Origin of the sequence: Duganella margarita (assembly GCF_009857535.1) — a bacterium.
In the GTDB taxonomy this organism is placed as follows: Bacteria; Pseudomonadota; Gammaproteobacteria; order Burkholderiales; family Burkholderiaceae_D; genus Rugamonas; species Rugamonas margarita.
In genome coordinates, this window is the sequence record NZ_WWCS01000028.1 from 15,887 (window position 1) to 40,077 (window position 24,191).

Here is a 24,191-nt window from a genome sequence, read left to right on the forward strand (position 1 = left end):
TGCTATGCCCGCATCCGAAATCACCTGCTGGTTCGATTTTGCCAGCAACTACAGCTATTTGAGCGTGCTGCGGCTGGCGCGGCAGAAAGACGTGATCGTGCAGTGGAAGCCGTTCCTGCTGGGGCCGATCTTCCAGGCGCAGGGCTGGGACAATTCGCCGTTTGTGCTGCAGAAGGACAAGGGCGACTACGTGTGGAAGGACATGCCGCGCGAATGCGCCAAGTACGGGCTGCCGTGGCGCCAGCCGTCGGCGTTTCCACGCCGCTCGCTGCTGGCGGCGCGGGTGGCGCTGCTGGGCGAGCATCAGCCGTGGATGGCGGAATTTTGCGCGCGCGTCATGCTGGCCAACTTTGAGCATGACGAAGACATCGGCAGCCCGGAGGTGATCGCCGCCGTCCTCACCGGCATCGGCCTCGACGCCGCCGCGCTGCTGACGGCCGCCCAGTCCGACGACAACAAAGCCCGCCTGCGCGCCCGCAACGACGAAGCCCAGTCCCTGCACCTGTTTGGCGCCCCCACCTTCTTCGTCGGCACCGAAATGTACTGGGGCAACGACCGCCTGGCCGACGCGCTAGCCCTCGCCGCTAGCTAAAACAGCAGATTGTTGCGGCGAGGCCGCTGTTGGCTGAAGCATATTCAGGGATGCCGTATAATCTTAGACCGCCCTCAGCCTTCCGGCGCGCCTCCCCACGACCTTAGAGATATTAAATGAATAACAACGTGTCCCGTTCCGTCATGTCCAAGACCGATGCCCAGCTGCGCGCCATTCTGGCCCGCCGCATCATGATCCTCGACGGCGCGATGGGCACCATCATCCAGCAGTACAAACTGGATGAAACCGCCTACCGTGGCGGCCCGGAAGGGCAGTTCATCAACTTCGCCGCGCCAGAAGGCTCCGGCGCGCGCGAACTGTTCGTCAAGGGCAACAACGAACTGCTGACGTTGACCCAGCCGCACGTGATCCAGGAGATCCACGAGCGCTACCTGGCCGGCGGCGCCGACATCATCGAAACCAACACCTTCGGCGCCACCTGGATCGCGCAGGACGATTACTACATGGGCCACCTGGCCTACGAAATGAACGTGGCCGCCGCCAGGCTGGCGCGCGCCGCCACCGCCAAGTACAGCACGCCGGACAAGCCGCGCTTCGTCGCCGGCGCGCTCGGCCCGACGCCGAAGACGGCGTCGATCTCGCCCGACGTCAACGACCCGGCCGCCCGCAACATCACCTTCGACCAGCTGGTGGACGCCTATTACGAACAGACCAAGGGCCTGATCGAAGGCGGCGTCGACCTGCTGCTGGTGGAAACCATCTTCGACACGCTGAACTGCAAGGCTGCGCTGTTCGCCATCGAAAAATTCTACGAAGCGCACCCGGCGCAGGAACGCCTGCCGCTGATGATTTCCGGCACCGTGACCGACGCCTCCGGCCGCATCCTGTCCGGCCAGACCGTGCCGGCGTTCTGGAACTCGGTGCGCCACGCCAAGCCGCTGACCATCGGCCTCAACTGCGCGCTGGGCGCGGCGCTGATGCGTCCGTACGCCGAAGAGCTGTCGCAGATCGCCGACACCTTCGTCTGCATTTACCCCAACGCCGGCCTGCCCAACCCGATGAGCGACACCGGCTTCGACGAGCTGCCGGCCGACACTTCCGCGCTGCTGAAAGATTTCGCCGAGGCTGGCTTCGTCAACATCGCCGGCGGCTGCTGCGGCACCACCCCCGACCACATCAAGGCCATCGGCGCGATCCTGTCGACCGTCGAGCCGCGCAGCCTGCCGCACGTGCCGGTGGCGCAGCGCCTGTCGGGTCTGGAGCCGTTCACGATTGACGACAGCTCGCTGTTCGTCAACGTTGGCGAACGCACCAACGTCACCGGCTCCAAGGCTTTCGCCCGCATGATCCTCAACGAGCAGTACGACGAGGCGCTGAGCGTGGCGCGCCAGCAGGTGGAAAACGGCGCCCAGGTCATCGACATCAACATGGACGAGGCGATGCTGGACTCGCAAGTGGCGATGACCCGCTTCCTCAACCTGATCGCCTCGGAACCGGACATCTCGCGCGTGCCGATCATGATCGACTCGTCCAAGTGGTCGGTGATCGAAGCCGGCCTCAAATGCGTGCAGGGCAAGTCCATCGTCAACTCCATCTCGATGAAGGAAGGCGAAGAGGAATTCATCCGCCAGGCCAAGCTGTGCCTGGCCTACGGCGCCGCCGTCATCGTCATGGCCTTCGACGAACAAGGCCAGGCCGACACTTTCGAACGCAAGATCGAAATCTGCGAGCGCGCCTACCGGCTGCTGGTGGACACGGTCGGCTTCCCGCCGGAGGACATCATCTTCGACCCGAATATCTTCGCCATCGCCACCGGCATCGAAGAGCACAACAACTACGCGGTCGACTTCATCAACGCCACTCGCTGGATCAAGGAGAACCTGCCGCACGCGAAGATTTCCGGCGGCGTTTCCAACGTCTCGTTCTCGTTCCGCGGCAACGACCCGGCGCGCGAAGCGATCCACGCCGTGTTCCTGTACCACGCCATCAAGGCCGGCATGACCATGGGCATCGTCAACGCCGGCATGGTCGGCGTCTACGACGATCTGCCGGCCGAACTGCGCGAGCGCGTCGAGGACGTGGTGCTGAACCGCCGCGACGATGCCACCGAACGCATGATCGAAATCGCCGGCACGCTGAAGGCCGGCGCCGGCAAGCAGGACGCCGCCAACCTGGAATGGCGCAACGCCCCGGTCGAGAAACGCCTGGCGCACGCGCTGGTGCACGGCATCACCCAATGGATCACGGAAGACACCGAAGAAATGCGCGCCGCCGTGTTCGCCAAGGGCGGCCGCCCGATCCACGTGATCGAAGGCCCGCTGATGGACGGCATGAACATCGTCGGCGACCTGTTCGGCCAGGGCAAGATGTTCCTGCCGCAGGTGGTCAAGTCGGCGCGCGTGATGAAGCAGGCCGTGGCGCATCTGATTCCGTACATCGAGGAAGAGAAGCTGGCGGAAGAAAAACGCACCGGCATCGTCGCCAAGCCGAAGGGCAAGATCGTCATCGCCACCGTCAAGGGCGACGTGCACGACATCGGCAAGAACATCGTCTCGGTGGTCCTGCAATGCAATAACTTTGAAGTGGTCAACATGGGCGTGATGGTGCCGGCCTCCGAGATCCTGGCCCGTGCCAAGGTGGAGAACGCCGACATCATCGGCCTGTCCGGCCTGATCACGCCGTCGCTGGAAGAAATGGCCCACGTGGCCAAGGAAATGCAGCGCGACGAACACTTCCGCATGCTGAAGATTCCGCTGCTGATCGGCGGCGCCACCACCAGCCGCGCCCACACGGCGGTCAAGATCGCCCACAACTACGACGGCCCGGTGGTGTATGTGCCGGATGCGTCGCGTTCGGTCTCGGTGGCGCAATCGCTGCTGACGCCGGAATCGCGCGACCAGTACATCACGGATCTGGAACAGGATTACGAACGCATCCGCGAGCAGCACGCCAACAAGAAGGCGCTGCCGATCCTGTCGCTGGCCGACGCCCGCGCCAACAAGATGAAACTGGCATTTGCGCCGGTCAAGCCGAAGTTCATCGGCCGCCGCGAATTTAAAAACGTCGACCTCGGCACCATCGCGAAGTACATCGACTGGGGCCCGTTCTTCCAGACCTGGGACCTGGCCGGTCCCTTCCCTGCCATCCTGACCGACGAGGTGGTGGGCGAAGCGGCCAGCAAGGTCTACGAGGAAGGCCAGGCCATGCTGAAGAAACTGATTGACGGCCGCTGGCTGACCGCCAACGGCGTCATCTCGCTGTTGCCGGCCAACACCGTCAACGACGACGATATCGAGATCTATACCGACGATACCCGCGCGACCGTGGACTTCACCTATTACGGCCTGCGCCAGCAGGGCGTCAAGCCGCTGGTCGACGGCGTGCAGCGGCCGAACCAGTGCCTGGCCGATTTCATCGCCCCGAAGGCCAGCGGCATCAAGGACTACATCGGCATGTTTGCCGTTACCGCCGGCCTCGGCATCGAGAAGTACGAGAAGCGCTTTGAAGACGCGCACGACGATTACTCGTCAATCATGCTGAAGTCGCTGGCCGACCGCCTGGCCGAGGCGTTTGCCGAGTATCTGCACGAGCGCGTGCGGACCGACCTGTGGGGTTATGCGGCCGATGAAAATCTCAGCAATGAGGAGATGATCGGCGAGAAGTATGTTGGCATCCGCCCGGCGCCAGGCTATCCGGCCTGCCCTGAGCACACCGTCAAGCGCGAGATGTTCAACACCATGCAGGCCGAAGAAATCGGCATGGTGCTGACCGATTCGTTCGCCATGTATCCGGGTGCGGCCGTGTCCGGCTTCTACTTTGCGCACCCGGAGTCGAAATACTTCGTGGTCGGCAAAATCGGCGAAGACCAGCTCAACGACATGGTCAAGCGCCGTGGCGTCGACAAGGCCGAGCTGGAACGCTGGCTGGCGCCCAACCTGTCCTAGCCGTCATTCCGGCGAAAGCCGGAATCCATGCTGAGTTCGCGGACCAGCACACGGCTTATGGATTCCGGCCTGCGCCGGAGTGACGGGCGTTAGCGGCGCTGATCCTTCAGGAACTTCCACACGGCCAGCGCGCCGAACACGGCGGCAAAGCCCAGCTGCACCGCCATGGCCGGCGCCGCGCCATCCAGACCCAGGCCGCGCCAGGTGACGGCGTCCAGGCCATCCACCGCCCAACGGGTCGGCACCACCAGCGTGGCGGTCTGCATCCATTGCGGGAACACGAACGACGGTACCCACGCGCCGCCCAGCATCACCAGGATCAACGTGGCGAAGGTAGCGATGCCGCGCGCCGCTTCCGGCGTTTTGCCAAAGGCGGCGATCAGCAGGCCGAAGGCGGCCGTCATCAGCCCGAAGCAGATCGCCATGCCGATGAAGCCTGGCATGCTGGTGATCTGCACTTTGAAGATCAGCACGGCGCAGACGAACATGGCGACCATCAGGCCGGTAGCGATGATGGCGCCGGCGACGGCGCGGCCCAGGATGATGGTCGACAGCGACACCGGCGCGGCCAGCAGGCGGCTCCAGATACCCTGGCGCTGCTCCAGCAGGATGCTGATGCCGAGGTTAATCCCCATGAACAGGATGAACTGCACGCCCATGCCGGCGAAGGAATGCGCGTAGCCGTTGTATTTGGGGCCGCTGCTCAGTGCTTCTTCTTGTGTGGTGTACGGCATGGTCATGCCGCCGGGCGCTGCGGCGTCGTCCGCTGCGGCGCTGGCAGCGCTGGCGCTGGCGCCAGCGGCAACCGGCGCGGTCTGCGCGGCTTGTGTCGCGGCGCGCTGGTCCTGGAACTTCTTCAGGCTGACGAGAAAATCGCCCAGCTGCGCCTGCTCGGGGCTGCGGCTGGCCACGGCCGGCAACTCGGCCAGATACTGGTCGGTGGCCTTGCTGTTCTTGCCGCTCATCACGGACGCGCTGGTCACCTGCATTACCTGCTGCGTCAGCAAGCCTTTGACCATCGCCAGCACGGTCGCTTGCGACGGGTCGTAATACAGCGGCAGCTGCGGCTTGTTGCGGCCGCTGAACAGTGCCGCCGAGGCCTGCTCGCCAAAGCCGGCAGGGATCACCACCGCCACCGGCAGCTTGCCGCTGCGCACCTTGGCCTGCGCCTCGTCCTGGCTCAACTCCACCACGTTCAGCACCTTGTCCGCCTTCAGGCCGGCGGCGATTTTCTGGCTTTGCTCGGACTGGTCCTGCACCACCAGGCCGAGGTCGATCTTGCTGGTGCTGTCGCCGCCGCCATTGCCGCCGAACAGCGAGCCGAAGAACGCCGCCAGCACCACCGGCATCAGCAGGTGCAGCATCAGCGCGCGCTTGTCTTTCAGGTAGAGAATCAGATCCTTGCGGACCAGGGCGATCAATGCAGTCATGTCGGGGTCTCTCAGTCGCGCAGGCTGCGGCCGGTCAGGTTGAGGAAGATGTTTTCCAGCGAGGTGCGGGCGGTGGCGAAGTGCAGCAGCGCATGGCCCTGCCCGTCCAGCCAGGCCAGCACCGGCGCCGCCTGCGACGCGGCGGCCAGGCCGATGTTCAGCGTGGCGCCGCTGCGTTCGACCGTGGTCACGCCGGCCAGCGCCTGCACGCCGGCCAGCAGCGCCGCCGACGGTTCGTTGGCCAGTTCCACTGCCAGCGCCGCCTGGGCCGGCAGGCGGTGATACAGCGCGGCCGGCGTCTCGTCGGCCAGCACCTTGCCGTGGTCGATGATGACGAGGTGGTCGGCCAGCCGCTCCACTTCCTCCATGTAGTGGCTGGTGTAGATCAGCGAGTGGCCTTGCGCCTGCAAGGCTTCCAGCGTCTCGAAAATGGCGTTGCGGCTTTGCGGATCGACGCCGACGGTGGGTTCGTCGAGGATCAGCAGTTGCGGCTCATGCAGCAGCGCGGCGGCGATGTTGAGACGGCGCTTCATGCCGCCGGAGAACGTGGCCGGCGCGTCGGCGGCACGATCGGCCAGGTTGACCAGCGCCAGCACCTGCTCGCAGCGCTGCTTCAGCTGCGTGCCCTTCAGCCCGTACAGCGCGCCGAACAGCTTGAGGTTTTCCAGCGCCGACAAATCCTCGTACAGCGCCAGGTCTTGCGGCACGAAGCCGATCTTGCGCTTGGCGGCGCTGGCGCCCTGGCCGATGACGTCGCCATCGAGCACAATGCGGCCGGCGTCGGCGCGCAGCAGGCCGCAGATCATGCCGACCGTGGTCGACTTGCCGGCGCCGTTGGGACCGATCAGGCCAACCGTCTGGCCGCGCTGCACCTTGAACGACACGTCATCGACGGCCTTGCGCGCGCCGTAGGCCTTCGAAATTTGCTCCACGCTCAGTAACACCGCCACCTCCGGGCTGTTGGATATGACTTGCAGGATAGCGTTGCCATAACAAATTGGCAAGCTGCGATGAACTTTTACCGGCTGCCGGTGGACTAAGTAAGACGCCGCCATCCGGCGGTCTGACTACTCTGGGAGGCAATATGGCAAACAATCCATCCGTCAAACGCTGGCAAGACCAGTTGATCCTGCTGCTGGGCCTGTGGTTTTTCATCACGCCATGGGTGTTCGGCTATCCGATGCCGTCCGTGCAGGCGTGGACGGCGTTTATCTCGGGCGCGGTGATCGTGCTGCTGGCGGCGTTTGATCTGTACAAGACCTACTTCTGGGCGGTGGTGCTGAATCTGCTGGTAGGGATCTGGGTGGCGGTGTCGCCATGGGTGCTACGCCTGGCGGACAACCGCGAGTTGATGTGGAACTCGGTGGTGGTCGGCATTGCGGTGGCGGTGCTGGCGCTGTGGGAAATGCGCACAGATCCGGAGCTGGTGAAGCACTGGCCGGGTGCAGGCCATGCCACCTGACCCGGCGCGCGTGGTGGGCTACAGCGCGTAGCGCACCACGTTGTCGCTCCATTCGAAGGCGGCCATTTCCAGTTCCACCAGCTCGTCGGTGGACATGGCGAGGTCGCGCAGCGTCGGCACGATGTGGTTATCCATTTCCTCGATTCGCTCGATGCATTCCACCAGCTTGAGCAGGTCGCCGTAAAAACCGCCCCGCTGCAGCAGCGCGTCGCGCACCTCGTCGCCGACCGGGATCTGCTCCAGGATATCGGCCATCTGGATGCCGAACAGCGTATCCATCAGCGACATGATGCCGACCGTGAACGCAATATCGGCCACCTCGCGCTGGTTGTGGCGCAGCTTGCCTGCCAACAGTTCCAGCAGGCGGCCGCGCGTGGTGGCCAGCATCAGCAGCGGCGTCATGCTGTGGCCGCGCTTGCTCGGTTCGGCGTACAGCATGATCTGTAGCCAGCGCTGCAACTGGCGGCGGCCAAGAATGGTCACGGCCTGGCTCAGCGAATCGATGCGCTGGCGCGCGCCGACCGCCGGCGTGTTCACCAGCCGCAGCAGGTTCAGGGCCAGCGACACGTCGCGCTTGATGGCGCGTTCGATTTCCTGGTTGCCGGCGTCGGACGTGACCAGGGTCATCAGCTCCATCACCGCCAGTTGCGACGGCGACAGCTTCTTGCCGCTCATGATGACCGGCTTGGAGAAATAATAGCCCTGGAAGTAATCAAAGCCCAGGTCCAGGCAATTCTTGAATTCCTCGCGGGTCTCGACCTTTTCCGCCACCAGCTTTTTCTTCTCCTGGCGGAAGCGCGGCGCCAGCTTGGACAGCGTGGACAGCGGAATATTGCGCATGTCCATCTTGACGTAGTCGACCAGCGGCAGCAGCGCCAGCACGTCTGCGGTTTCGCCGGTCACATCGTCCAGCGCAAAGCGGAAGCCGTGGCTGGCCAGCGCGCGGATACGGGTGACGATCTCCGGCGAGGCTGGCATGGTGTTAATGATTTCCAGCACCACCTTCTCGCGCGGCAGGAAGGAAAAAATATCGCTCATCAGCACGCTGGCGTCGACATTGACGAAGCCCAGCGCGTCGCCGATGGTTTTTTCCATGCCCAGTTGCGCCGCGTGGGCGATCACCGCTGCCGTAGCGCTCAGGTCGTTGGTGATGTGGGCCGGCCCCACCGGAGCGTTGCGGAACAACAACTCGTAGCCGAACAAAGCCTGGTTGCGGTCCAGAATAGGCTGACGCCCCAGATAGAACTCGCGCACGCGCAAGCTCTGGGGACCGCTGTCATGTAGGGTGAGATCGATCATCGCGGGTCCAAAATCAAAAGGCGGTCTGCTGCGCGTTCCATTTTGACAGCAATAAACGGCGATGTCTTGGAGAATTTAGATCATGTGCTGGCGGAAATATCCACCGTTTTGCCGGAGAACACGTTTTTGATGACAGCGGTGCCGTCCGCCGCCACCGTGCCCCTGGCCTTGAGCTTGGGCACGCCGGTCGCCACATCGCTGCCATCGTCATTGGCGATGTCCACTTCGACGCTGTCGCCGGCGGCGTAGTTTTCGGTTTCCACATGCAGGTTGAGGTCGACGTAAAAACGCGACTTGCGCGACAGCGGCTGCAGGTCGTCGCCATACGACCAGTACAGGCGCGTGACTTTCTTTTCCTTGCCGGTCGGCTTGGCGCTGCTAACGGCTGCGACCGCCGCTGCCACTGCGGCGGTCGCGGCAGTGGCCACGACCGGCGCCGTCGCTTCCGTTGCCGCCGCTGCCGCCGCACCGCCACCGCCGCCGCCGGCGTTTTCCACCACGTCAGTGAACTGGCTGGCGATCAGCACCGCGCCGCACGAGGTTTTCATGCCGGCCACCGCCACCCCCTTGCCGTACAGCGTGGTGGTCACCACGCCTTCGACGATGGTGTGCGTGCCGGGGCACTTGGGGCAGGACACCTTGTGGCCAATGAACGCCACCGGCTTGCCATGGCAAATGTCGGACGGCGAGCCCTCCACCACCGTGCCGTGGTGGCTGGTCTTGTCGCCCTGACGAATGATTTCACCGGCCATGCGATGCCTCCATCTTGAACGGCGATGCGGGGTCTTCCGGGCAGTCCAGCCAGGAGCTGCCGCCGCCCTTCGGCTTCAGCGTGCCCGACTGCCCGCCCGGGCAAGCCTGCGCGATAGTCGGCAAGGCAAACTGACGCAGCACGCGGTTGCGCGGATCGAGTTGCAATCCCTTGCCATCGACAAAAAGGCTGTCGTGGCAATCCGGATCGGTGCAATACACGGTGCAGTCCTGGCACACGCTGGCGCGGTCCTCCCGGAACGACATGCAGTGGTCGTAGAGCGCCGGAATGGCGACTTTGAAGTTGCGCACATCGAAATAACCGCACTTGCCGCCATCGGCAAAGCGCGCCAGATGGCCGCGCGGCTTGGGATAGTCGAAGTCGGTGGCATAATAAATTCCCGGCACTACCACTCTGCCGCGCCGGTCCACCGCCACCATCTCGAACGTCTCGGCGATCCGGATCACCGCATGGCCACTGCGGTCGAACGCGATTTTGCCCAAATGTTCCTGTTTGACCTGGCGCTGCGGGCCGCTGCCGGCAAAGCAGGCGGCGTCCCAGTCGCCCTGTTGCGCGGTCGGCGGGCAGGATTCGGCGGCGCTGCAGGAGACTGTCATCAGCCCCAACATCAGCGCGGCAAACACAGCCTTCATTACTTCAGCTCCCAGAACTTGACCCGCACCGTCTGGATCAGGCGCGTGCGCTCCGGATTCACCTGTGTCAGCCAGAAATAGAAATCGTTGTTGCCGGAGTCGTTGTGGCCATCGGCGTAGGCCAGCGTCTTGGCGCTGCCGTCCCACAACGTGAAGTGGCCGGAGGCGTCGCCCCAGCCGCTCACCTCGAACGCGACGATGCCGTTCTTGCCGGCCAGCTTGGTGTCGATGAATGCCTGCCCCTGCTTGACGCGCTCCTTGAACTGCACGGTCAGCTCGGCATCGTTGTTCAGCAGCGTCTTGGGAATCACCGTCAGGCCGAGTTCCTCGTCGGCGCCCTTGAAGCGGCGCGCCAGTTCCGCCTTCAGGTCGGTCACCCGCAGCCAGTACCAGTAACCGTCGCCGCCCTGGATGCTGGCGCCGGCGCCGGCCGCTTTCGGCAGTTTCAGGCCGCTGCGATTGAGGCCGTACGACATGCGCACCGCGCAGGTGTTTTCATAGCCGGGCTGGGCGTACAGCTTGACGAACTTGCCGCCGATCTGGCTGTCGTACAGCGTCTGCGTGCTGACGCTGCTGGCGGGGTAGTTCTTTTGCATGTCCGCCCACGATGGCCGATGCGGGACCACTGTGGCCGTGGCACTTCCGGATGTGGCGGTAATGGGCACAAAAAACCTCGACGACGCTGTGAATTAATATAAATCTTATCTGATTTATACCGCGTGCGGCGTACGGTTGAGTTTATTGTGGGCAACCGTCAATAAACAGTTTCAGTTCGCCCGGCAGGAAGGTGGTCCACTGTTCGTTGGTGGTCAGCGGCTGGGTGACGATGATGGCCACGCGGTCGTTGGGCGTAGTCACCTGGGCGAAATCCACGCTGACGTCCTCGTCCGACAGCTTGGCGGTCTCAAACGGATGCTGGCGCACCAGGTAGAACAGATTGGTCGAGCAATGCGCGAACAGCTCGCCGCCGGACGACAGCATCATATTGAAGGTGCCGTGCGTGGCAATCTCGTGCACCAGCGAACTGAGCATGGAGCGCAGTTGATCCAGCGGCGGCCGCTGGTCGCCAAAGCGCGCCCGCAGCTGTTGCAGCAGGTAGCAGAAGGCCCGTTCGCTGTCGGTGGTGCCGACCGGGCGGAAGGCGCCGTTCAGCAGCGGATCGAACTCCTTCAGGTCGCCATTGTGGGCAAACACCCAGTATTGCCCCCACAGCTCGCGCACGAACGGGTGGCAATTCTCCAGCGCCACCTGGCCTTGCGTGGCCTTGCGGATGTGGGCAATGACGTTGGTGGACTTGATCGGGTAACGTTTGATCAGCTCGGCAATCGGCGAAGCGATCGCCGCCTGGTGATCGACGAAATGGCGCACGCCGGCGCCTTCAAAGAAAGCGATGCCCCAGCCGTCGTGGTGGGTATCCGTTTGGCCGCCACGCATGGCGAAGCCGGTAAAGCTGAACACAATGTCGGTCGGGACATTGCAGTTCATTCCGAGAAGTTGGCACATGGCGTGATTATACCCACGCCATGTGCCGGCCGGTTTAATGCAGCAACACCGGTTGGCTCATCAACTCATCGTAACTGCCTAAAAATTCGTCGATTTCCGCCATCGTCGGTTCTCCGGCGATCAGTTCGTTGACGTCGCGGCGGAAGCTTTTCGCCAGTTCGCCGGCAATGAAAATTTCCCGTTTGCCACCTTTGTCGACAATTTCATAGCCGCCGAACCGCAATGCGTCCAGGTTGCGGTCCACGCCGAATTCGACAACACTGTATTGCTCGCTGTTGTAGATGAGGTTCATTTTGCTTCCTTTCTCAAGGGGCGAAACACCTGCGTTTCCGCCTTCCACCCCCAATTGGGGTCGAAAACGGGCCAATTCAAGGCCAATCAGCGGGCTGGGATTAGGCCGCGATGTCGTCTTGCAGTTCCAGCAAGGCCCCGTAGGGCGCCTCGGACAACCAGGAACGCAATTGCTCCAGGTGCTCGGCAGAGGCCAGACTGATGTACAACCGCGCGGGGGGACGGCGCAGCACACGGTTTAATGTTACTCGCAAAATCAGATTGCCGCTGCAATGCAGGCAGCCTGGCGCGATACGCAACACTTGCGGCACGGTATCAAAGGGAACCGGGCCTGCCGTGGAATCAAAGGATAACGCCGAACTGCCGTCCGACAAACCCTCCAGAATGATGGTGCTGGCCCCTTCCTTCGGCAGGAGGGCAGCAATGGCGGCCTCGCGCGCGCCGGCGCGGGGGCCGGTGACCAGCCAGGTCGGCACCGGCGGCCGGTGATGGGCGGCGCCGGTGTCGGGGGTGGCCGCCACAATCAGGCGTTTTTCTTGGCCAGCTTGCCCGGCTCGACGCCCAGCTGCTTGAGCTTGCGGTACAGGTGGGTACGTTCGAGGCCGGTTTTCTCGGCCACGCGCGTCATGCTGCCGCCTTCGCGGCCCAGGTGGTGCTCGAAGTACATGCGCTCGAAGGCGTCGCGCGCCTCGCGCAGCGGCAGGTCGAACGACAGGTTGAACATGTGGTTGTCGGCGCCGGCCACGGTGGCGCCGCCGCGCACCGCAATCGCCGCCGCCGGGTTTTGCACCGCGAAGCCGCCCAGCGCCGGGGTTTCTTCCGGCTGCGCCGCCACCACCGGACGCGGCGCCAGGGCCGGCGCGCGCACGGTTTCCTGGGCCCGGGTCAGCCCGGCCTGCACCGCCTTGAGCAGCTTTTGCAGCGCGATCGGCTTTTCCAGGAAGTTCAGCGCGCCGATGCGGGTCGCCTCGACCGCCGTATCGATGGTCGCATGGCCCGACATCATGATCACCGGCATGGTCAGCAAGCCGTCGCGCTGCCATTCCTTGAGCAGCGTAACGCCATCGGTATCCGGCATCCAGATATCGAGCAGCACCAGGTCCGGCGCACCCTGGGCCCGCGCTTCGCGGGCCTGCTGGGCATTTTCCGCCAGTTGTATTGCATGTCCCTCGTCGCTCAAGATTTCCGAGAGCAACTCGCGGATACCCATTTCATCGTCAACTACCAGAATGTTTGCCATCTTCCCTTGCCTTCCTCATTTCGCCGTCGTGCGACGGCAATGATTTTTGTACTCGTAGCGGTTAGCTATTTTGCGACGCCGGTGCTAACTTTAACAGCAAAATCAACACTGACGCGCCACTTCTATCGCCATGGTTCTGGATATCGATCCGTCCGCCATGTTCTTCGATAATTTTCTTCACCATCGCCAGGCCCAGGCCGGTGCCGCGCGCCTTCGAGGTCACATACGGCTCGAACGCCCGCGCCAGGATTTTCGGCGCGAACCCCGGGCCGTTGTCGCTGATCGCCAGCCGCACCGCCGTGCGCGTGCCGCCGTCCGCGCCCTGATAATGAATGGCTTCGGTGATCACGTCAATGCGCGCCTGCGGTGCACCGCCCGCCAGCTCCGCCATGGCGTCCTGGGCGTTCTGCAGCAGGTTGTGGATTACCTGGCGCAACTGGGTGGCGTCGCCCATTATCAGCGGCAGGCCGGGCGCCAGCTGCGGGTGGATGATGTCATTGCCCTCGCCGCTGATATACAGGTGCAGGATCTCGTCGATCAGCGCATTCAAATCCAGCGGCCCCAGCACCGCCGGCGGCGTGCGCGCATAATCGCGGAAGTCGTCCACCATGCGCTTCATCGCCGCCACCTGGTTGACGATGGTGGTGGTGCCCTTGTTGAGCAGCTCGGCATCCTGCGGCATCAGCTTGTCTTCCAGCTTCATCTGCATGCGCTCGGCCGACAGCTGGATCGGCGTCAGCGGGTTCTTGATCTCGTGCGCCAGCCGGCGCGCCACCTCGCCCCAGGCGATCGAGCGCTGGGCCGAAATCACGTCCGAGATATCGTCGAACACCACCAGATAGCCGCTGCCGCCCTCGACCGGCAGGCGCGAGCCGCGCGTCAGCAGCGTCAAATCATTGCCCTCGACCCCGGCCGACTGCCGCGGCACCTCGATCTGGCGCTGCCAGTGTAACCGCGTCAGGCTGCGGCCGGCGGCCGATTGCGCATTCTGGCCGGCGAACGCGGCCACGATGGCGCCGCCGAACTCCTGCAGGCCGTCGATGTCGTCCAGCCGCTGGCCGATCATGGTCACGCCGGCCTGCTGCAAGATGCGCTCGACCGAGTCGTTGCAGCTGATCAGGTGGAATTCATGGTCCAGCACCATCACGCCGGCCGACATATTGGCCAGCACCGACTCCAGGTGGGCCTTGGCGTTCTGCACCGCCGCGCGGTTGCGCTCGACGGCGCTGCGGGCCTCCGACAACTGCCGCGTCATGGTGTTGAACGACTGCGTCAGCGTGCCCAGCTCGTCCGAGGTGGCGACGATCGGCCGCGGCGACAGGTCGCCCTCGGCCACCGCACGCGTGCCCTCGGCCAGCAGCAGCAGCGGCTGCGCCAGGTCGCTGGCGATCAGGAAGGCGCTGGCGATGGCGCCGAACACCGCCAAGAGCAGGGTCAGCGTCAGCGTCACCAGGTACATCTTGCGCAGGCCGTCGCGGGCGTCGAAGCGCTCCTTGTAGTCGGCGTAGGCGCGGCGGATGGTTTCGCCGTCGGCCGCCAGCGGCGCCGGCGCCAGCTGGATCAGCTGCAGATAGCGCGGCGCCAGGTGGGTGCCGTTGGGCTGGATAAAGTCGGGAATCGGCACCAGCACCCGCAGCCGCAGCTGGTTGACCGGCTCGGCCGGCGCCACCGGCGCGCTGACCAGGTCGCTGTGCAACTCATTGCCGCCTTCGGCCGCGCCGTAGCGTTCCTCCTTCTTGACCGTGGCCATCATTTCGCGGGTCGGCAGGTCGGCGCTCAGGTTGCCGACCCGGCTGGCGCGGGCGCTGACCACCAGGCCGCCGTCGGCGTCGACGATGATGGCGTTCTGCATGCCGGTCTGCTCCTTGACCAGCGCGGCCAGCGTGCCGCGCTCGGAGCCGAACGGCCGCAGCGCCAGCTGCTCGGCGGTGCGGCTGGCGGTGGCGCCCAGCTCGCCGATGGCGCGGTCCAGGCCAGCGCGGCTGAGGTTGATGCCGGACTTCAGCGCCTCTTCCACCGGCACGTTGAACCACGATTCAATCGAATGGGAGACAAACTGCACCGAGACCAGGAAGATCACCAGGCCCGGCAGCACGCCGATGGCGGCAAACAGCAGCACCAGCCGGGTCATCAGCTTGGAGCCGAACTTGCCGGCCTTGTAGCGCGAATACAGGCGGAACAGCGACACCACCACCAGCAGCAGCAGGCCGACCGCCACCGCCGCGTTCAGGCCCAGCAGCCAGGCGTAGGAGCGGTCGAAGAAGCCGGAATTGTCGGAGGCCGTGGCCAAGAGGAACAGCAGGATGCTGACGATGGCGCCGCCAACCAGCGATAAATACCGCAGGGCCCGTTTCACTTACTCAGCCTTGTAGACAAAGGTTCGCTTGTCCGACGCCAGGCGCCATTCACTATTATTGAGGGCGTTGACCTTGAGCGGCTTGGGCACGTAGTTGGGGTCCAGCCCCATGCTCAGCTTGACGGTATAGTTTTCGCCGACCTTCAGCGCGCCGCGCGGCGCCACCAGCCAGCGGTTGGGCCGGCGGATCAGGAACAGCGCGTCTTCCAGCGACGAGAAGCTCTGGTGCACGCTGCCGCTGACGGCGACGTTGTACTGGCGCGTGAGCACGTTGTACGACAGGCTGACGGTCTGGCGCGCGGTGATGGCTTTTTCGTCAAACCAGTACCAGCGCGGGCGGGTGAATTCGATTTCGGTGTAGAAGTACAGCGGCTTGCCGTATTGCAGCGCGTCTTCCATCTCGTGGCTCAGCTCGAAGCCATAGGTGGCCGACAGCCGGTAGCCGTCTTCCGTGGCCTCGACCAGTGCGCGGCGGATTTCCACGCCCTCGGCGGCATGCGCCGGCTGCGGCAGCAGCGCCAGCAAGGCCAGCGTCAGCAGCAAGGAGGCTAGCAGAAATCGAAACAATCGTCGCGTCACGTGGGGGCCGGTACTCAAGAGGTTACGCATTTTTCTGGAACAGCGCGTAAAACAAACCATCGTGATCCTGCCCGGAGCCGCCGGCGGGGAGCAATTGACCGGGCGCATCCAGCCGTACCGCCTGATGTCGTACAGCAAAAGCGGCCGCCTGCGCCTCGGATTCCTGCGGCCACAAGGAACATGTCACGAATAGCAATTTACCACCCGGTGCCAGCATCTGCCAAAGATTGTCGAGGATTTTGCCGGAAAGTGTTGCAAGTTGGAGCGTGTCGGCCTTGCGCCGCAGCCAGCGGATATCCGGATGGCGGCGCACGATGCCGGAGGCGGTACACGGCACGTCGGCCAGGATGCGGTCGTACGGCTGGCCGTCCCACCAGTCTTTGTGCTGGGCGTCCGCGGCCTGCAAGGTGGCCTTCAGTTGCAAGCGTTGCAAGTTCTCGCCGACCCGCGCCAGGCGCTTGGCGTCGGCGTCCAGCGCGGTGACGTCGGCGTCGGCCAGTTCCAGGATGTGGCAGGTCTTGCCGCCGGGGGCGGCGCAGGCGTCCAGCACGCGCATGCCGGCTTGCACATCCAGCAGCGGCGCCGCCAGCTGGGCGCCGGCATCCTGCACCGACACGTCGCCGTCGGCAAAGCCGGGAATCAGCTGCACGCCGACCGCCTTGTCGAGGCGCACCGCGTACGGGCCGATCTGGCTGGCGCCGAGGCCGGCGGCGCTCAGCTTGGCCAGGTATTGTTCGACCGTGGTGCGGCGGGCGTTGACGCGCAGCGTCAGCGGCGGCGCGCTGTTGCCGCTGGCCAGGATGGCTTGCCATTGCTGCGGCCAGGCGCTTTTGGCGGCGTCGATCCACCACTGCGGGTAATTCCATTTTGCTACCGGTTGCAGCAATACCGCGTCCAGCAGCGCCTGGCGCTCGCGCAGAAAGCGGCGCAGCACGGCGTTGACCATGCCCTTGGCGCGGGCGGTGTCCGGATGCGACTCGGCGGCGGTGACGGTCTGGTCGACCACGGTGAAATCTTCGTAGGGGCGCGGCTCGTCGGGCGACGCCAGCAGCGCCAGCGCGCACGACAGCAAGGCCGATACCAGCGGCTCGGGCGCCTTGGGCGCCATCAGGCTGACCAGCGCCTCGCTCTGGCCCAGCTGGCGCATGGCGCGGTAACTGATGTCCTGCATGGCGCCGCGTGCCTGCGGCGTGATTTCCGGCAGCCGCGACCACACATGGCCCAGCGCCAGCGGCAGATTGGTGCCGGTGCGCACCTGGGCAATGGCGTTGGCCGCGCCCATCAGGCTGTACGCCAGGGCGTCGGGCTTGAGGCTGGTCTGGAAGTGGGTCTGCAACGCCGGTTTCAGCTCCCGCGCATGGCTGGCGCGCATTTTTGGCGCGGCCGGCTTGGCGGCAGACTTCAAGGAGAGCGTTGGACGCTTGTTCATATGTTAATTCCAGAGTGGGGCGACGGCCGTGATCGCGCAGTATACATTAGCGCCAGACGCAAGGCGACAGCGGGATTGCCTTAATTTCGGTCAAACGTGCCGCCACCGGCGGGCGTATGATCGGCAGATGGCGACGCAACCAAAATCCGAAACAAGCACTGACGATCCGGTCCTGGCGAGACTAGGCGGCGTGGAGGCGCAACTGACTGGTGTGGAAACACGGCTGGCCGTTGTGGAAGTGGATCTTGCAATCGTCAAATCCAACTATGCTACGAAAGAAGACATTGCGAAGTTGCATGAAGCAATCACTGCGGGCGACGACAGGCTGGAGATCAAGATGGCGCAAATGGAGACCCGGCTGATCAAATGGTTTATCGGCACCGCCGTCACGTTGTCCGCCGTGGTCGGCACGATCGCCTTTTCCGTGGCAAGGTTTATTCATTAGCAACACCCTGCTGCCTCACACTCCGCCCGTCAGGCCGGTCAACACAGTATAATTACCGCTGTTTGGCCGGCGCCGCTGCGCCCGCCGTTTCCACTATCTGATGAATTCTTAAGCGCATGCTAGCCCAACAAAAACAAGATATCACGGCCCTGTTCCAGGCCGCCCTCGCCCCGATCCTGGCCGGCACCGACGTCACCGCGAATGTCGTGCTGGAGCGTCCGCGCGATCCGTCGCACGGCGACGTCGCCTGCAACATCGCCATGCAACTGGCCAAGCAGCTGAAAATGAACCCGCGCGAGCTGGCCACCAAACTGGTCGACGCGCTGCTGGCCGATCCGGCCCGCCAGGGCCTGATCGACAGCGCCGACATCGCCGGCCCCGGCTTCATCAACCTGCGCGTCAGCGCCGCCGCCAAGCAGGCCGTGGTCAAGACCGTGCTGGCGCAAGGTGAGCAGTTTGGCGCCGCCCAGGCCGGCAGCGGCAAAAAAGTCATCATCGAATTCGTCTCCGCCAACCCGACCGGCCCGCTGCACGTGGGCCACGGCCGCCAGGCGGCGCTGGGCGACGCGCTGTCGTCGCTGTTCGTCTCGCAAGGCTACGATGTCACCCGCGAGTTCTACTACAACGACGCCGGCGTGCAGATCCAGACCCTGGCCAACTCGGTGCAGGCGCGCCTGCGCGGCCACAAGCCGGGCGACGCCGCCTGGCCGGAATCGGCTTACAACGGCGACTACATCGCCGACATCGCCGCCGACTTCCTGCTCAAGAAAACCGTCTCGGCCTCCGACGGCTCGCCAGCCACCGCCTCGGGCGACATCGACGACATCGAATCGATCCGCGCCTTCGCCGTGACCTACCTGCGCAATGAGCAGGACATCGACCTGCAAGCCTTCGGCGTCAAGTTCGACAACTACTACCTGGAATCGTCGCTGTACGCCGACGGCAAAGTGGACGCCGCCGTCGAGATGCTCAACAACTCCGGCAAGACCTACGAAGAAGACGGCGCGCTGTGGCTGCGCACCGAAGACTACGGCGACGACAAGAACCGCGTGATGCGCAAGAAGGACGGCACCTACACCTACTTCGTGCCGGACGTGGCCTACCACATCGTCAAGTTCCAGCGCGGCTTTAACCAGGCCATCAACGTCCAGGGTTCCGACCACCACGGCACCATCGCCCGCGTGCGCGCCGGCCTGCAGGCAGTCAACCTGGGCATCCCGCAAGGCTTCCCGGACTACGTGCTGCACAAGATGGTCACCGTGATGAAGGGCGGCGAAGAGGTCAAGATCTCCAAGCGCGCCGGCTCCTACGTCACCGTGCGCGACCTGATCGAATGGTCGGGCGGCGGCGACATCACCAAGGGCCGCGACGCCGTGCGCTTCTTCCTGATTTCGCGCAAAGCCGACACCGAATTCGTGTTCGACGTCGACGTCGCGCTGAAGACTTCGGACGAGAATCCGGTCTACTACGTGCAGTACGCCCACGCGCGCATCTGCCGCATGCTGGAACAGTGGACCGGCAGCGAAGCCGAGCTGGCCAACGTCGACCTGTCGCCGCTGACCGCGCCGACCGAAGCGACGCTGCTGGCGACGCTGGCCGCGTATCCGGAAACGCTGGCGCGCGCGCAGGCGGAACTGGGCCCGCACCAGATCGCGTTCTACCTGCGCGACCTGGCCGCCAACCTGCACAGCTTCTACTTCGCCGAGCGCGTGCTGGTCGACGACGAAGCGCTCAAGGCGGCGCGTATCGCGCTGATGGTCGCTACCCGCCAGGTGCTGCGCAACGGCCTGGCGCTGATCGGCGTCTCGGCTCCCAATAAAATGTAATTGCGAAGGACATCCCGCACAATGAATTTCCGTTCCGGCTTCACGCCACGTTTGCAACAGCAGGGCAACACCTTCATCGGCATCGTCATTGGCCTGGTCATCGGCCTGAGTATCGCGGTGGTGGTGGCGCTCATGATCACCAAGGGCTCGACGCCGTTCACGGACAAAGGCCATCCAAGCAAAGCAACGGAACCGACTGCGGGACAAGTCGCAGATCCTAACAAGCCTATGTACGGCAACAAGGACGCGGCGCGCGAAGCGGCCAAGGACCTGGCCAAGGATCAGCAGCCGGCAGCGCCTGCCCAGGCGCCGGCGCCAGCCGCGCCGGCGCCGCATGCGGCCGACCAGCTGCAGGCGGTGGTCGACAAGATCCAGGGCACGCCGGCCAAACCGGCCGCGCCCAACGCCGCCAACGTCACGCCGCAGCCGGCCGCCAAAGCCGCTGCCGCAGCAGCCGACACTGGCGGTGACGACAAATTCATCTACTACCTGCAAGCCGGCGCCTTCCGCGAAGTAGCCGACGCCGAAAACACCCGCGCCAAACTGGCCCTGCTGGGTTTTGAAGCCAATATCTCGGACCGTTCCACCGACACCGGCGTGCTGCACCGCGTGCGCATCGGCCCTTACAACCAGGTCGAAGCGATGAACAAGGCACGTAGCAAGCTGTCCGAAAGCGGCGTCGATGTCGCCGTTGTGCGTAACCAGAAATAAGAGGAGTAACAATGCGATTCCTGAAGTTCGTCCTGACCGCAGTCACCCTGAGCGCCGTGGCGTTCACCGCCGCCGCTTCGCCCACCGATCCGAAACTCGGCGCCGAATACAAAGTGCTGCCCACGCCGCAGCCGGTGGACACCGGCAAGAAAGTCGAAGTCATCGAATTCTTCGACTACGCCTGCCCGCACTGCGCCGGCTTTGACGCCCCGCTCAATGCCTGGGTAAAAAAACAGGGTGATAACATCGTCTTCAAACGCGTCCACATCGGCCGCCAGGGCAGCGACCAGCCGCAGGAAAAAATGTTCTACACGCTGCAAGCCATGGGCGTGCTGACGCCGGAACTGCACACCAAGGCCTTCAACGAAATCCACGTCAACCACAATCGCCTGAACCGCGATGAGCAGGTCTTCGACTTCGTCGCCAAACAGGGCGTGGACAAGCAGAAGTTCATCGACACCTACCGCGGCTTCGGCGTGGCCGGCCACCTGCGCAAGGCGCTGTCGATGATGGACGCCTACAACGTCGAGTTCTGGCCCTATCTGGTGGTGGACGGCAAATACATCACCGCGCCGTCGATGGCCGACGCCAACGCCAACAGCGAAGAACAGCTGAACCAGGCCGCAACGCAAGTGCTGGACGTGCTGGTCGCCAAAGCCAAAGCAGAGAAGAAGTAAGCATGACGCCTTTGCGCGTCTTCATCACCGGCGCGTCCAGCGGCCTTGGTGCCGCGCTGGCCCGCCAGTACGCAGCGCAAGGCGCCACCCTGGGCCTGCTGGCCCGGCGTGGCGACAGCCTCGCCGCCTTGATCGCCTCCCTCCCCCATGCAGAACGCCACCGCGCCTACGCGGTGGATGTGCGCGACCACGCCGCCATTAACGACGCCGCACAGGCCTTCCTCACGCACGCCGGCGGCGTCGACGTGGTGATCGCCAACGCCGGCATCTCGGTCGGCACGCTGACCGAATATGCAGAGGACATCGCAGTCTTCGCCGACATCATCGCCACCAACGTGGTGGCCACCGCCGCCACCTTCGCGCCGTTCATCGCCGCCATGCGCGCACAAGGTGCACAAGGCAGGCCTGGCCGGCTGGTGGGCATCGGCAGCGTGGCCGGCATACGCGGCCTGCCCGGCGCCGAAGCGTACAGCGCCTCCAAGGCCGCCGTCATCAGCTACTGCGAATCGCTGCGGCTGGAGATGAAACCGCACGGCATCCGCGTGGTCACCCTCTGCCCCGGCTACATCGACACGCCGATGACGCAGGTGAATCCGTATCCGATGCCGTTCCTGATGGCGCCAGAAAAATTCGCCGCGCGCGCTGCGCAGGTCATCGCCGCCGGCGACAGCTACGCCGTGATCCCGTGGCAGATGAGCGTGGTCGCCAAAGTGCTGCGCATGCTGCCGAACGCGGTCTACGACTGGGCCTTCAGCAAGGCGCCGCACAAACCCCGCAAAACATCATGAACAATTTGTCCGCCGCCGCCATCAGCGCGCATTGCGCCACCTCCGCCACCCACGTGGCGATCGAAGTGGTGGCCGAAACCGGCTCCACCAACGCCGACCTGCTGGCGCGTATCGATACGCTACCAGGCCCGCTGCTGCGCATCGCCGAAAACCAGACCGCAGGCCGTGGCCGCGCCGGCCGTTCGTGGCTGTCCAAACCCGGCGCCGCGCTGATGTTTTCGCTGGCCTGGCCGTTCAAAGGGCCATTGCACAAGATGTCCGGCCTGCCGATGGCAGTCGGCGTGGCGCTGGCCGAAACCATCGCCTCGCTCGGCGTGCAGGTACAAATCAAATGGCCTAACGACCTGCTGCGCGACGGCGCCAAGCTGGCCGGCATCCTGGTCGAAACGCAGAAGACCGATGACGCCATCTGGGCCGTCATCGGCTGTGGCATCAACCTGCTGATGCCGGACGAACTGGAAGCGCAGATCGGCCGCGAAGTGGCCAGCGCGCCATGGCTGGCGCAGATGGACCGCAACCAGTTGATGTCCGCCCTGCTAAGCCGCCTGGCCGCCGTGCTGGCGGAATTCGACGACACCGGATTTGCTCCCTTCGTCGACCGCTGGAACGCGCTGCACGCGTGGCAGGGCAAGGAGGTGGTCCTGCTGGACAACGGCGCCGTGCTGCAACAAGGCCGCGCCGCCGGCGTCGACGACATCGGCCGCCTGCTGCTGGACACCGATGCCGGCCGCGTAGAAATCCTGTCCGGCGATGTCTCGCTGCGCTTGATCGGAACTCAACTAAGCGGAGTACAACCATGATGTTATTGATCGACGCCGGCAACACCCGCGTCAAATGGGCACTGGCCGATGCCGGCGCAGAACTGGGCGCGTGGATCACCCACGGCGCCGCCACCCATGCCGACATGCCGCTGCTGGAGCTGGCGTGGTGCGAAGCCGCCGCCACCTATGGCGTCAGCCGCATCCTGATCGCCAACGTCGCCGGCAACGCCCTGCGCGTGCAGGTGGAATATGTGCTGCAACGCTGCCTGCCGGACGTGCAGCCGGAATGGTTTGAATCGCTGCCGGCGCTGGCCGGCATCACCAACGGCTACCGCAATCCGGCGCAACTGGGCTGCGACCGTTTCGCCGCCGCCATTGCCGGCCACCGCCTGGCGCCGGGCGTGCCGGTCATCGTGGTCAACTGCGGCACCGCCACCACCATCGACGCCGTCACGGCGGACGGGGTGTTCCTGGGCGGGATGATCCTGCCGGGCCTGGGTCTGATGGCCAGCGCGCTGGCGCGCAACACCGCGCAGTTGCCGCAGATTGCACAAGACGGTAAGCTGCCGGAGGGATTCGCCGACAATACCGACGACGCCATCCTGAGCGGCATCCTGGCCGCGCAGAGCGGCGCCATCGAACATGCCTGCGCTGCGCATCAGGCAGCGGAGTGCATCATCTCCGGCGGCGCGGCGCCCTACATTGCGCCAATGCTGAAAGTACCGTACCGTATCGTCGAAAACATTGTGCTGATTGGCTTGCATGCCACCACCGGCAGCGCTGAATAAGGAACGTCCTGTGCTGAAGTTTATTTTCTGGTCCCTGCTTGCCGTGAACGCAGCGCTGTTTGCGTATGGACGCGGCTATCTGGGCCACTTCAGCGGCAACGAGCATGAACCGGAGCGCCTGCTCAATCAGCTCAACGCCAGCAAGCTGGCCATCATCTCGGCCGACCAGGCCAACAAGGCCGCCGCCAGCACCGCCGCCGCGCTGAACGACGCCAAACCGGTGCCGCCGCCAGTGCAGGCTTGCGTGGAAATCGCCAGCTTCGTGCTGGCCGACGCGCGCCGTTTCGAAACCCAACTCGCCGCGCTGGATCTTGGCGACCGCCAGTCGCGCCACAACTTGCCGGGCACCGAAATATCGAGCTATATCGTTTATATTCCATCGCAGGGCAGCAAGGAAGGCGCCGACAAGAAAGCCGGCGAACTGCGCGCACTAGGCGTGACGAACTACTTCATCATCTCCGACAATTCGCCGCTGCGCTGGGGGATTTCGCTGGGCGTGTTCAAGACCGATAACGCGGCGCAGAACCAGCTGGCTGCGCTGATGAAGCAAGGCGTGCGCACCGCCCGCGTGGCGCCCCGCATGAGCGGCAGCAAGCTGCTGGCCTTCCAGTTCCGCGACGTGGATGCGGACCTGAAAGCCAAACTGGAAAAAATCCGCGCCGGCTTCCCGAACGCGGAAGTCCACAGCTGCAAATAGATCAGTGC

General features: G+C 64.4%; 24 protein-coding genes. 11 read left to right on the plus strand and 13 right to left on the minus strand.

Going from position 1 to position 24,191, the window contains the following annotated elements; translation table 11 throughout:
* The first annotated feature begins 4 nt into the window (after nucleotides 1–4).
* Nucleotides 5–592: a 2-hydroxychromene-2-carboxylate isomerase gene (locus GTP55_RS26710; protein WP_161047830.1), complete on the plus strand. Its 588-nt coding sequence runs from the start codon at nucleotides 5–7 to the stop codon at nucleotides 590–592.
* Between the two features lie 143 nt (nucleotides 593–735).
* A complete protein-coding gene (gene metH, locus GTP55_RS26715; RefSeq protein WP_161047855.1) occupies nucleotides 736–4,497 on the plus strand; it encodes a methionine synthase in 3,762 nt (1,253 codons plus the stop codon).
* Nucleotides 4,498–4,586: 89 nt separating this feature from the next.
* Here metH and GTP55_RS26720 read toward each other — a convergent pair whose 3' ends face one another.
* Complete coding sequence (locus GTP55_RS26720) at nucleotides 4,587–5,927, minus strand: ABC transporter permease (RefSeq protein WP_161047831.1); 1,341 nt, start codon at nucleotides 5,925–5,927, stop codon at nucleotides 4,587–4,589.
* An 11-nt stretch (nucleotides 5,928–5,938) separates the two neighbouring features.
* The gene (locus GTP55_RS26725; protein ID WP_371868454.1) at nucleotides 5,939–6,871 is read right to left on the minus strand and encodes an ABC transporter ATP-binding protein; all 933 of its coding nucleotides are present in this window, start codon (nucleotides 6,869–6,871) and stop codon (nucleotides 5,939–5,941) included.
* A 140-nt stretch (nucleotides 6,872–7,011) separates the two neighbouring features.
* Here GTP55_RS26725 and GTP55_RS26730 point away from each other — a divergent pair, with 140 nt between their 5' ends.
* On the plus strand, nucleotides 7,012–7,389 hold the full coding sequence (locus GTP55_RS26730) for an SPW repeat protein (RefSeq protein ID WP_161047833.1): 378 nt from the start codon (nucleotides 7,012–7,014) through the stop codon (nucleotides 7,387–7,389).
* An 18-nt stretch (nucleotides 7,390–7,407) separates the two neighbouring features.
* Here the strand turns inward: GTP55_RS26730 and GTP55_RS26735 are convergent, their stop codons facing one another.
* The 11 genes from GTP55_RS26735 to rsmB all read right to left on the minus strand — a co-directional run bounded on the left by GTP55_RS26735 (nucleotide 7,408) and on the right by rsmB (nucleotide 17,490).
* The gene (locus GTP55_RS26735) at nucleotides 7,408–8,688 is read right to left on the minus strand and encodes an EAL and HDOD domain-containing protein (RefSeq protein ID WP_161047834.1); all 1,281 of its coding nucleotides are present in this window, start codon (nucleotides 8,686–8,688) and stop codon (nucleotides 7,408–7,410) included.
* Nucleotides 8,689–8,768: 80 nt separating this feature from the next.
* Nucleotides 8,769–9,440 carry a PAAR domain-containing protein gene (locus GTP55_RS29670; RefSeq protein WP_202423881.1) on the minus strand — a complete coding sequence of 224 codons (672 nt, stop codon included), beginning with the start codon at nucleotides 9,438–9,440 and terminating at the stop codon, nucleotides 8,769–8,771.
* Complete coding sequence (locus GTP55_RS26745; RefSeq protein ID WP_161047835.1) at nucleotides 9,430–10,092, minus strand: WG repeat-containing protein; 663 nt, start codon at nucleotides 10,090–10,092, stop codon at nucleotides 9,430–9,432. The genes GTP55_RS29670 and GTP55_RS26745 overlap by 11 nt, the downstream gene beginning before the upstream one ends.
* Nucleotides 10,092–10,688 carry a type VI secretion system amidase effector protein Tae4 gene (locus tag GTP55_RS26750; RefSeq protein ID WP_161047836.1) on the minus strand — a complete coding sequence of 199 codons (597 nt, stop codon included), beginning with the start codon at nucleotides 10,686–10,688 and terminating at the stop codon, nucleotides 10,092–10,094. Before GTP55_RS26750 ends, GTP55_RS26745 begins: the two co-directional genes overlap by 1 nt.
* 142 nt (nucleotides 10,689–10,830) lie before the next feature.
* Complete coding sequence (locus GTP55_RS26755) at nucleotides 10,831–11,595, minus strand: class II glutamine amidotransferase (RefSeq protein ID WP_161047837.1); 765 nt, start codon at nucleotides 11,593–11,595, stop codon at nucleotides 10,831–10,833.
* A gap of 34 nt (nucleotides 11,596–11,629) precedes the next feature.
* Nucleotides 11,630–11,887, minus strand: a complete 258-nt coding sequence (locus GTP55_RS26760) for a BTH_I0359 family protein (protein ID WP_110847458.1) — start codon at nucleotides 11,885–11,887, stop codon at nucleotides 11,630–11,632.
* Between the two features lie 100 nt (nucleotides 11,888–11,987).
* Nucleotides 11,988–12,407 (minus strand): GTPase, encoded by a 420-nt coding sequence (locus GTP55_RS26765; protein ID WP_161047838.1) that lies wholly within the window; start codon nucleotides 12,405–12,407, stop codon nucleotides 11,988–11,990.
* 2 nt (nucleotides 12,408–12,409) lie between these two features.
* Complete coding sequence (locus GTP55_RS26770; RefSeq protein WP_161047839.1) at nucleotides 12,410–13,126, minus strand: response regulator; 717 nt, start codon at nucleotides 13,124–13,126, stop codon at nucleotides 12,410–12,412.
* A gap of 61 nt (nucleotides 13,127–13,187) precedes the next feature.
* Nucleotides 13,188–15,482, minus strand: coding sequence for a sensor histidine kinase (locus GTP55_RS26775; protein WP_161047840.1), 2,295 nt, complete (start codon nucleotides 15,480–15,482; stop codon nucleotides 13,188–13,190).
* On the minus strand, nucleotides 15,483–16,091 hold the full coding sequence (locus GTP55_RS26780) for a DUF4390 domain-containing protein (RefSeq protein WP_161047841.1): 609 nt from the start codon (nucleotides 16,089–16,091) through the stop codon (nucleotides 15,483–15,485).
* Nucleotides 16,084–17,490 (minus strand): 16S rRNA (cytosine(967)-C(5))-methyltransferase RsmB, encoded by a 1,407-nt coding sequence (rsmB, locus tag GTP55_RS26785; protein ID WP_161047842.1) that lies wholly within the window; start codon nucleotides 17,488–17,490, stop codon nucleotides 16,084–16,086. Before rsmB ends, GTP55_RS26780 begins: the two co-directional genes overlap by 8 nt.
* A gap of 127 nt (nucleotides 17,491–17,617) precedes the next feature.
* Between rsmB and GTP55_RS26790 the strand changes: the two genes are divergently transcribed.
* The 8 genes from GTP55_RS26790 to GTP55_RS26825 all read left to right on the plus strand — a co-directional run bounded on the left by GTP55_RS26790 (nucleotide 17,618) and on the right by GTP55_RS26825 (nucleotide 24,183).
* Nucleotides 17,618–17,935 carry a hypothetical protein gene (locus GTP55_RS26790; protein WP_161047843.1) on the plus strand — a complete coding sequence of 106 codons (318 nt, stop codon included), beginning with the start codon at nucleotides 17,618–17,620 and terminating at the stop codon, nucleotides 17,933–17,935.
* Between the two features lie 116 nt (nucleotides 17,936–18,051).
* A complete protein-coding gene (gene argS, locus GTP55_RS26795; protein ID WP_161047844.1) occupies nucleotides 18,052–19,761 on the plus strand; it encodes an arginine--tRNA ligase in 1,710 nt (569 codons plus the stop codon).
* Nucleotides 19,762–19,782: 21 nt separating this feature from the next.
* The gene (locus tag GTP55_RS26800; protein ID WP_161047845.1) at nucleotides 19,783–20,472 is read left to right on the plus strand and encodes an SPOR domain-containing protein; all 690 of its coding nucleotides are present in this window, start codon (nucleotides 19,783–19,785) and stop codon (nucleotides 20,470–20,472) included.
* A gap of 11 nt (nucleotides 20,473–20,483) precedes the next feature.
* On the plus strand, nucleotides 20,484–21,149 hold the full coding sequence (locus tag GTP55_RS26805; RefSeq protein WP_161047846.1) for a thiol:disulfide interchange protein DsbA/DsbL: 666 nt from the start codon (nucleotides 20,484–20,486) through the stop codon (nucleotides 21,147–21,149).
* Between the two features lie 2 nt (nucleotides 21,150–21,151).
* Nucleotides 21,152–21,937 (plus strand): SDR family oxidoreductase, encoded by a 786-nt coding sequence (locus GTP55_RS26810; RefSeq protein ID WP_161047847.1) that lies wholly within the window; start codon nucleotides 21,152–21,154, stop codon nucleotides 21,935–21,937.
* Nucleotides 21,934–22,737, plus strand: a complete 804-nt coding sequence (locus GTP55_RS26815; RefSeq protein ID WP_161047848.1) for a biotin--[acetyl-CoA-carboxylase] ligase — start codon at nucleotides 21,934–21,936, stop codon at nucleotides 22,735–22,737. Before GTP55_RS26810 ends, GTP55_RS26815 begins: the two co-directional genes overlap by 4 nt.
* Nucleotides 22,734–23,486, plus strand: a complete 753-nt coding sequence (locus tag GTP55_RS26820) for a type III pantothenate kinase (RefSeq protein ID WP_161047849.1) — start codon at nucleotides 22,734–22,736, stop codon at nucleotides 23,484–23,486. Before GTP55_RS26815 ends, GTP55_RS26820 begins: the two co-directional genes overlap by 4 nt.
* A gap of 10 nt (nucleotides 23,487–23,496) precedes the next feature.
* The gene (locus GTP55_RS26825; RefSeq protein WP_161047850.1) at nucleotides 23,497–24,183 is read left to right on the plus strand and encodes an SPOR domain-containing protein; all 687 of its coding nucleotides are present in this window, start codon (nucleotides 23,497–23,499) and stop codon (nucleotides 24,181–24,183) included.
* The last annotated feature ends 8 nt before the right edge of the window (nucleotides 24,184–24,191 follow it).

Coding starts and splice junctions, on each gene's coding strand:
- argS (WP_161047844.1), top strand. CDS start 18,052: ATGCTAGCCCAACAAAAACAAGATATCACGGCCCTGTTCCAGGCCGCC.
- GTP55_RS26750 (WP_161047836.1), bottom strand. CDS start 10,688: ATGCAAAAGAACTACCCCGCCAGCAGCGTCAGCACGCAGACGCTGTAC.
- rsmB (WP_161047842.1), bottom strand. CDS start 17,490: ATGAACAAGCGTCCAACGCTCTCCTTGAAGTCTGCCGCCAAGCCGGCC.
- GTP55_RS26760 (WP_110847458.1), bottom strand. CDS start 11,887: ATGAACCTCATCTACAACAGCGAGCAATACAGTGTTGTCGAATTCGGC.
- GTP55_RS26800 (WP_161047845.1), top strand. CDS start 19,783: ATGAATTTCCGTTCCGGCTTCACGCCACGTTTGCAACAGCAGGGCAAC.
- GTP55_RS26720 (WP_161047831.1), bottom strand. CDS start 5,927: ATGACTGCATTGATCGCCCTGGTCCGCAAGGATCTGATTCTCTACCTG.
- GTP55_RS26710 (WP_161047830.1), top strand. CDS start 5: ATGCCCGCATCCGAAATCACCTGCTGGTTCGATTTTGCCAGCAACTAC.
- GTP55_RS26810 (WP_161047847.1), top strand. CDS start 21,152: ATGACGCCTTTGCGCGTCTTCATCACCGGCGCGTCCAGCGGCCTTGGT.
- GTP55_RS26780 (WP_161047841.1), bottom strand. CDS start 16,091: ATGCGTAACCTCTTGAGTACCGGCCCCCACGTGACGCGACGATTGTTT.
- GTP55_RS26755 (WP_161047837.1), bottom strand. CDS start 11,595: ATGTGCCAACTTCTCGGAATGAACTGCAATGTCCCGACCGACATTGTG.
- GTP55_RS26790 (WP_161047843.1), top strand. CDS start 17,618: ATGGCGACGCAACCAAAATCCGAAACAAGCACTGACGATCCGGTCCTG.
- GTP55_RS26735 (WP_161047834.1), bottom strand. CDS start 8,688: ATGATCGATCTCACCCTACATGACAGCGGTCCCCAGAGCTTGCGCGTG.
- metH (WP_161047855.1), top strand. CDS start 736: ATGTCCAAGACCGATGCCCAGCTGCGCGCCATTCTGGCCCGCCGCATC.
- GTP55_RS26745 (WP_161047835.1), bottom strand. CDS start 10,092: ATGAAGGCTGTGTTTGCCGCGCTGATGTTGGGGCTGATGACAGTCTCC.
- GTP55_RS26730 (WP_161047833.1), top strand. CDS start 7,012: ATGGCAAACAATCCATCCGTCAAACGCTGGCAAGACCAGTTGATCCTG.
- GTP55_RS26820 (WP_161047849.1), top strand. CDS start 22,734: ATGATGTTATTGATCGACGCCGGCAACACCCGCGTCAAATGGGCACTG.
- GTP55_RS26815 (WP_161047848.1), top strand. CDS start 21,934: ATGAACAATTTGTCCGCCGCCGCCATCAGCGCGCATTGCGCCACCTCC.
- GTP55_RS26770 (WP_161047839.1), bottom strand. CDS start 13,126: ATGGCAAACATTCTGGTAGTTGACGATGAAATGGGTATCCGCGAGTTG.
- GTP55_RS29670 (WP_202423881.1), bottom strand. CDS start 9,440: ATGGCCGGTGAAATCATTCGTCAGGGCGACAAGACCAGCCACCACGGC.
- GTP55_RS26805 (WP_161047846.1), top strand. CDS start 20,484: ATGCGATTCCTGAAGTTCGTCCTGACCGCAGTCACCCTGAGCGCCGTG.